The sequence below is a fragment of the Pseudomonas sp. IPO3774 genome (genome assembly GCF_013386835.1).
Taxonomy (GTDB): Bacteria; Pseudomonadota; Gammaproteobacteria; order Pseudomonadales; family Pseudomonadaceae; genus Aquipseudomonas.
This window is the reverse complement of sequence record NZ_JACAQY010000020.1, coordinates 1-6,110: the sequence shown is the minus strand read 5'-3', so window position 1 is coordinate 6,110 and position 6,110 is coordinate 1. Positions and strand designations below refer to the sequence as shown.

5 protein-coding genes are annotated in these 6,110 nt (G+C 61.2%); 3 read left to right on the top strand and 2 right to left on the bottom strand.

All coding sequences use genetic code 11. The features are described 5' to 3' along the window. Window positions 1-127: 127 nt before the first annotated feature. A complete protein-coding gene (gene macA, locus HYE77_RS14175; protein WP_032898521.1) occupies window positions 128-1,279 on the top strand; it encodes a macrolide transporter subunit MacA in 1,152 nt (383 codons plus the stop codon). 3 nt (window positions 1,280-1,282) lie between these two features. Next, on the top strand, window positions 1,283-3,241 hold the full coding sequence (locus HYE77_RS14170; RefSeq protein WP_003212489.1) for a MacB family efflux pump subunit: 1,959 nt from the start codon (window positions 1,283-1,285) through the stop codon (window positions 3,239-3,241). Window positions 3,242-3,366: 125 nt separating this feature from the next. Here the strand turns inward: HYE77_RS14170 and HYE77_RS14165 are convergent, their stop codons facing one another. Both HYE77_RS14165 and HYE77_RS14160 read right to left on the bottom strand, forming a co-directional pair. Beyond that, complete coding sequence (locus HYE77_RS14165; RefSeq protein WP_177068902.1) at window positions 3,367-4,056, bottom strand: helix-turn-helix transcriptional regulator; 690 nt, start codon at window positions 4,054-4,056, stop codon at window positions 3,367-3,369. Between the two features lie 185 nt (window positions 4,057-4,241). Next, a complete protein-coding gene (locus HYE77_RS14160; RefSeq protein ID WP_177009637.1) occupies window positions 4,242-5,486 on the bottom strand; it encodes a methionine gamma-lyase in 1,245 nt (414 codons plus the stop codon). A gap of 124 nt (window positions 5,487-5,610) precedes the next feature. Between HYE77_RS14160 and HYE77_RS14155 the strand changes: the two genes are divergently transcribed. Further along, a complete protein-coding gene (locus HYE77_RS14155; RefSeq protein ID WP_008430161.1) occupies window positions 5,611-6,081 on the top strand; it encodes an Lrp/AsnC family transcriptional regulator in 471 nt (156 codons plus the stop codon). Window positions 6,082-6,110 lie beyond the last annotated feature (29 nt).

Sequence of the window (6,110 nt, the reverse complement as noted above, 5' to 3'; positions counted from 1 at the left end):
GCTTACTTTTGCGCTGTTCAAAAGTGAGCCGCTGTAAGAGCGGAACCCATATCAGCCGTTACTAAAAAAACGGATATGTACTCCGAGCCAAAAGCCGGACCAACTTCAACGTCTTCTGTGGTCACTTATGGAAAAGTCAAAGCTTCGCAAAACAGGAATGGCCCTGGCCCTGGCAATCGCCGCCGCCCTGACCATCTACACCGTGCAGGCCCCCGCAGACGCGCCGCAATACCTGACCGCCACCGCCGAGCGCAGTGACATCGAAAACGCCGTCCTGGCCACCGGCCTGCTCGAAGGCGTCAAGCAGGTCGATGTCGGCGCCCAGGTTTCCGGCCAACTCAAATCCCTGAAGGTCAAGGTCGGCGACAAGGTCAAGAAGGGCCAATGGCTGGCCGAAATCGACCCGTTGATCCTGCAGAACACCCTGCGCAAAGCCCAGGTCGACGAAGAAAACCTCCAGGCCCAACGCCGCGCCACTGCGGCGCAACTCAAGGAAACCAAATCCGTCTACGAACGCTATCAGGGCCTGCAGGAGGACGAATCCGTGTCCCGCCAGGACTTCGAAACCGCCGAGTCCAATTACGAGGTACAGCGCGCCAACCTGATGTCCCTCGACGCCCAGATCAAAAGCGCGCACATCCAGATCGACACCGCCAAGATCAACCTGGCCTACACCCGCATCGTCGCGCCAATCGACGGCGATGTAGTGGGCATCGTCACCCAGGAAGGCCAGACCGTGATCGCCAGCCAACTGGCACCGGTGCTGCTCAAACTCGCCGACCTGGACACCATGACCGTCAAGGCCCAGGTCTCCGAAGCGGACGTGATCCACATCAGTCCGGGCCAGCAGGTGTATTTCACCATCCTCGGCGAGGCCGACAAACGCTACTACGCCAAATTGCGCGGTACCGAACCTGCCCCGCAGAATTTCCTCGAAACCCAGACCGCCGGCACCCCCAAGCAAAACACCGCGGTGTTCTACAATGCGCTGTTCGACGTACCCAACCCCGACCACCGCCTGCGCATCGCCATGACCGCCCAGGTGCGCATCGTGCTCGACACCGCCAAGGCCGCACTGACCGTGCCGGTGGCCGCACTCGGCCCGCGCAATGCCGATGGCAGTTTCCCGGTGCGGGTGCTGGACGCCAAGGGCAAGGCCAACACGCGGCAGGTGCAGACGGGCATCAACAACAACGTCAAGGTGCAGATCCTCGATGGCCTGGCCGAAGGCGACAAGGTGGTGATCGGCGACCCATCGCCTGCCGTGGCGGGGGGCTGATTGATGACTCAGCCACTGCTGGAGCTTAAAGGCATCGTGCGCAGTTTCATGGCCGGTGACCGCGAATTCATTGCGCTCAAGGGCATCGACCTGACCATCCACGCCGGGGAAATGGTCGCGATCACCGGGGCCTCGGGTTCGGGTAAATCCACCCTGATGAACATCCTCGGTGGCCTCGACTACGCCACCGCCGGCAGCTACAAGATCAATGGCATCGAAACCCGCACCCTGGGGGATGAGCAACTGGCCGAGCTGCGCCGCGACTACTTCGGTTTTATCTTTCAGCGTTACCACTTGCTCGCGCACCTGAGCGCGTTGCACAACGTGGAAATGCCGGCGATTTATGCCGGTACGCCGGAAACCGCCAGGCATAGCCGCGCCGGGGAATTGCTGGCACGCCTGGGGTTGTCGGGGCATTTGACCCATCGCCCGAGCCAGCTGTCCGGCGGCCAGCAACAGCGCGTGAGTATCGCCCGGGCCTTGATGAACGGCGGCGAAGTGATCCTCGCCGACGAACCCACCGGCGCCCTCGATACCCACAGCGGCAAGGAGGTGATGCGCATCCTGGCCGAGCTGCACGCCGCCGGGCACACGGTGATCATCGTTACCCATGACCCGAAAGTCGCGGCCAATGCCCAGCGGATCATTGAGGTGCGCGATGGCGAGATCGTCAGTGACCGCGCCAATCAGAGTGTCGGCCTCGACCTGCCCACCGAAGCGCCCATCGAGCCCAAGCGCAGCGGTGCGCGCAAGTTGGTGGCGAGCCTCGGGCTGTTCAAGGAGGCCTTCAACATGGCCTGGGTGGCGCTGATTTCCCATCGCATGCGCACCTTGCTGACCATGCTCGGCATTGTCATCGGCATCACCTCGGTGGTGTCGATCTCGGCCATCGGCGAAGGCGCCAAGCGCTATGTGCTCAAGGACATCCAGGCCATTGGCAGTAACACCATTGATATCTTTCCCGGCAAGAGTTTTGGTGACAGCCGTGCGTCAGCCATCGAGACGTTGTTGCCGTCGGATGTGGATGCGCTGAACCAGCTGTATTACGTCGACAGCGCCACGCCGGTGGTGGGGCGCAACCTGTTGCTGCGTTACGGCAATATCGACCTGGACGCCCAGGTCAATGGGGTCAGCGATCGCTATTTCCAGGTCAAGGGCCTGAAGCTCGAAGCCGGAATTACCTTCAGCGAAAGCGACGCCCGGCGCCAGGCCCAGGTGGTGGTGATCGACCACAACGCGCGCCATCGGCTGTTCGCGCCCGGCGTGGATCCGTTGGGCCAGGTGATCCTGGTGGGCAACCTGCCCTGCACCGTGATCGGGGTGACGGCCGACAACAAAAACATGTTCGCCGCCAGCAAGGCGTTGAACGTGTGGGTGCCGTACGAGACGGCAGCGGGGCGGCTGTTGGGCCAGCGTCATCTGGACAGCATCACGGTGCGCATCAAGGACGGCCAGCCGAGCAAGGTGGTGGAAGAGAACGTCACCAAGCTGATGTTGCAACGTCACGGCACCAAGGACTTCTTTACCAACAACCTCGACAGCATCATGCAGACGGTGCAGAAAACCAGCCGTTCCCTGGCGTTGCTGCTGTCGTTGATTGCAGTGATTTCGTTGCTGGTGGGCGGCATCGGGGTGATGAATATCATGCTGGTGTCGGTGACCGAACGCACCCGCGAAATCGGGATTCGCATGGCAGTGGGCGCGCGGCAATCGGATATTCGCCAGCAGTTCCTGGTGGAAGCGGTGATGGTCTGCCTGATTGGCGGGATGATCGGCATCTCGCTGTCATTCGCCATCGGCTACCTGTTTTCGTTGTTTGTGAAAGAGTGGGAAATGGTGTTTTCCCTGGGCTCGGTGGTGACGGCGTTTGCGTGTTCGACGTTGATCGGGATTGTGTTCGGGTTTGTGCCGGCGCGGAATGCGGCGCGGTTGGATCCGATTGAAGCCCTGGCCCGGGATTAGGCCGGGCAGAGATCAAAAAATGTGGGAGCGGGCTTGCTCGCGAATGCGGTGGATCAGTCACACATGTATTGACTGACACTGCGCATTCGCGAGCAAGCCCGCTCCCACATTTGTTCCTCGGTGTTCTAGAGAGTGGCGTTTTCTTCTGTGGAATACATCCACCGCATCAACGAATGCCGGCCACTGATGCCCATCTTGATCGCAGCCCGCTTGAGGTAGCTCTCGATGGTATTGACCTTCAGTGCCAACTGCTCTGCCAGTTCCGGTGCGGTACGCCCGGCCAGCAGCCCCACGCACACCTCAAGCTCCCGGCTGGACAGGGCCAGCCCCGATTGCGCGAGGCGCTCTTCAAAGCGCCGGCGCAAGGTGTCGATGCCTTGTTGCTGCGGCGCTTCGCTGTCCGGACCGCTGGGTTGCAGGGCGCTGATGTGTTTTTCAACCATCGGCAGCAGCAGGGAGGAGAAGTCTTGCAGGATGATCCGCTCCTGCTGGGAAAAACTTTCGCAGGGGTTGGAGCGATACACCGACAGCACGTAGCTGACGTCATCCTTGCGCCGGGTCAGGTGCAGTTGGGCGGCGGCCTGGGCCTCTTCCAGCCCTGGCAGCGGGTCGGTGTACACCGGGCTGACCCCCGTCATTCGCGAACTGCCGCCCTTGCGCGGTGAACTCACAGGCATTTGGGTGATGTGCGTGGCGTCGACCGCCAGTTGGGTGAGGATCAGGTCATGCAGCATGCGCGGGAAATGCCGGCTGCCGGTGCTGGCGATTACTTTGCCAATGTGGGGGAACAGGTGTGAGTTCATCATTTCATCCATGAGTTTCAATGAGGGCGGCGTACAGGGCAGTGATCTCCATGACTGCCGCCTCGTATGCTAGTACAGGCTTTCGCAAACGGGCCAATGAATGGATCAAATTTTTTGCGGTGCAGGGCGCAACGGGAGAAGCCCGACCTTTTCAGGCCGGGCTATTGATAAACGTCGCGCCTGCCTGTGAATTTACTTCAAGCGTGATGAACGTTGTGTTGCACCGCCCGGGATTTCGGCTTTACGGCACAGGCCTGCAGGGCTTGGGCAACGTCGGCCAGCAGGTCGGCGACATCCTCAAGGCCCGCCGAGAGTCGCACCAGCCCTTCGGAAATCCCGTGGTGGGCGCGCTGCTCCGGGGTGTAGGTGGAGTGGGTCATGCTGGCCGGGTGCTGGGCCAGTGACTCGGCGTCCCCCAGGCTCACGGCCCGGGTGAACAGCTTGAGGGCGTTCATGAAGCGTCGGCCCATGTCGATGCCGCCCTTGAGTTCAAACGCGATCATGCCGCCGGATTGTTTCATCTGCCGCGCGGCCAGTTCGTATTGAGGGAAGGAGCGCAGGCCGGGGTAGGTCACCCATTCCACCAGGGGATGGGCCTGCAAGGCTTCGGCGATGGCCAGGGCGTTGCTGCAATGGCGGTCCATGCGCAGGGCCAGGGTCTTGAGGCCGCGCATCAGCAGGGCGGCGTCCTGGGGTGACATCACCGCACCGGTCAGGTCCTTGAGCCCTTGCAGGCGAATGCGCTGGGCCAGGGCCTGGCTGCTGACGGCGATGCCGGCGGTGATATCGCCGTGGCCACTGAGGTATTTGGTGGCCGAGTGCACCACCACGTCGGCGCCCATTTCCAGCGGGCGTTGCAGGTAGGGCGTGCAGTAGGTGTTGTCCACCACCACGGTGATCCCGGGTTGCCGGTGGGCGATCTCGGCGACGGCGGCGATGTCCACCAGTTGCAAGTTGGGGTTGGCCGGGGTTTCGAAGTAGATCATGCGCGTGGCCGGGTTGATGGCCTCACTCAGGGCGTTCAGGTCGGTGAGGTCGACGTGGCGCACCTTGATGCCGAATTCGCCGATGCCGTGGTGCAGCAGGGCGAAGGTGCAGCCGTAGAGGGTCTGGCTGACGATGATTTCATCACCTGGGCGCAGCAGGGTCCAGAACGTCGCGGCAATTGCGCCCATGCCGGAGCTGAAGGCGACGGCGGCTTCGCCGTTTTCCAGGGTAGCCATGCGCGATTCCAGCAGGGCCAGGGTGGGGTTGGAGATGCGGGTGTAGAAGTGTCCGCTCTCTTCGCCGGCGAAGCAGGCGGCTCCGTATTCGGCGGTGGGGAAGGCGAAGGTTGCCGTCAGGTAGATGGGCGGCACGAGGGCGCCGTGGTGGTCCTGGGGGTCATAGCCGTGGTGGATGGCGCGGGTGGAAAAGCCGAACGTGTTGTGTTTATTTTTCATGGTCGGACGCTCCTTATTTCCTACAATGCTATGCTTATAACGGCGGCCGAACGTTCCATAGTTTGCTGGGAAAGGCCGGTAGATTGGGATGAAAAACAATAAAAACGACGTTTTGAGGCAAGATATGCCCATGCATCTGGATCGGACTGACAAGGCACTTTTAAACGCCTTGCAGGGTAATGCGCGGTTGACGGTGGCGGAGTTGGCGGAGCGGGTGTCGCTGACCACTTCGCCGTGTTGGCGGCGGGTGAAGAACCTTGAGGACAGCGGGGTGATCGGCGGTTATCAGGCGATCCTGTCGCCCAAGGCGCTGGGGTATGGGGTGACGGCGTTTGTCAGCATCATGATGGATACGCACTCCCGGGAAGTTGCCCGGGCGTTTGAGCAAAGGTTGTTGGAGATTCCCGAGATTGTGGCGTGTCATAACGTTTCGGGGCGGTATGATTTTTTGTTGGAAGTGGTGGCGAAGGATCTGGAGTCGTTTGGGGAGTTTGCGCGGGAGGTGTTGCAGGGGTTGCCGTGTGTTAAGGAAATTTACTCGAGTTTTTCTTATAAGTCGGTGCGGCCGTTGCGGGTGATTCCTTTGCCGGAGTGATGGTGTGTATATCCGTTATTTGGGTAACG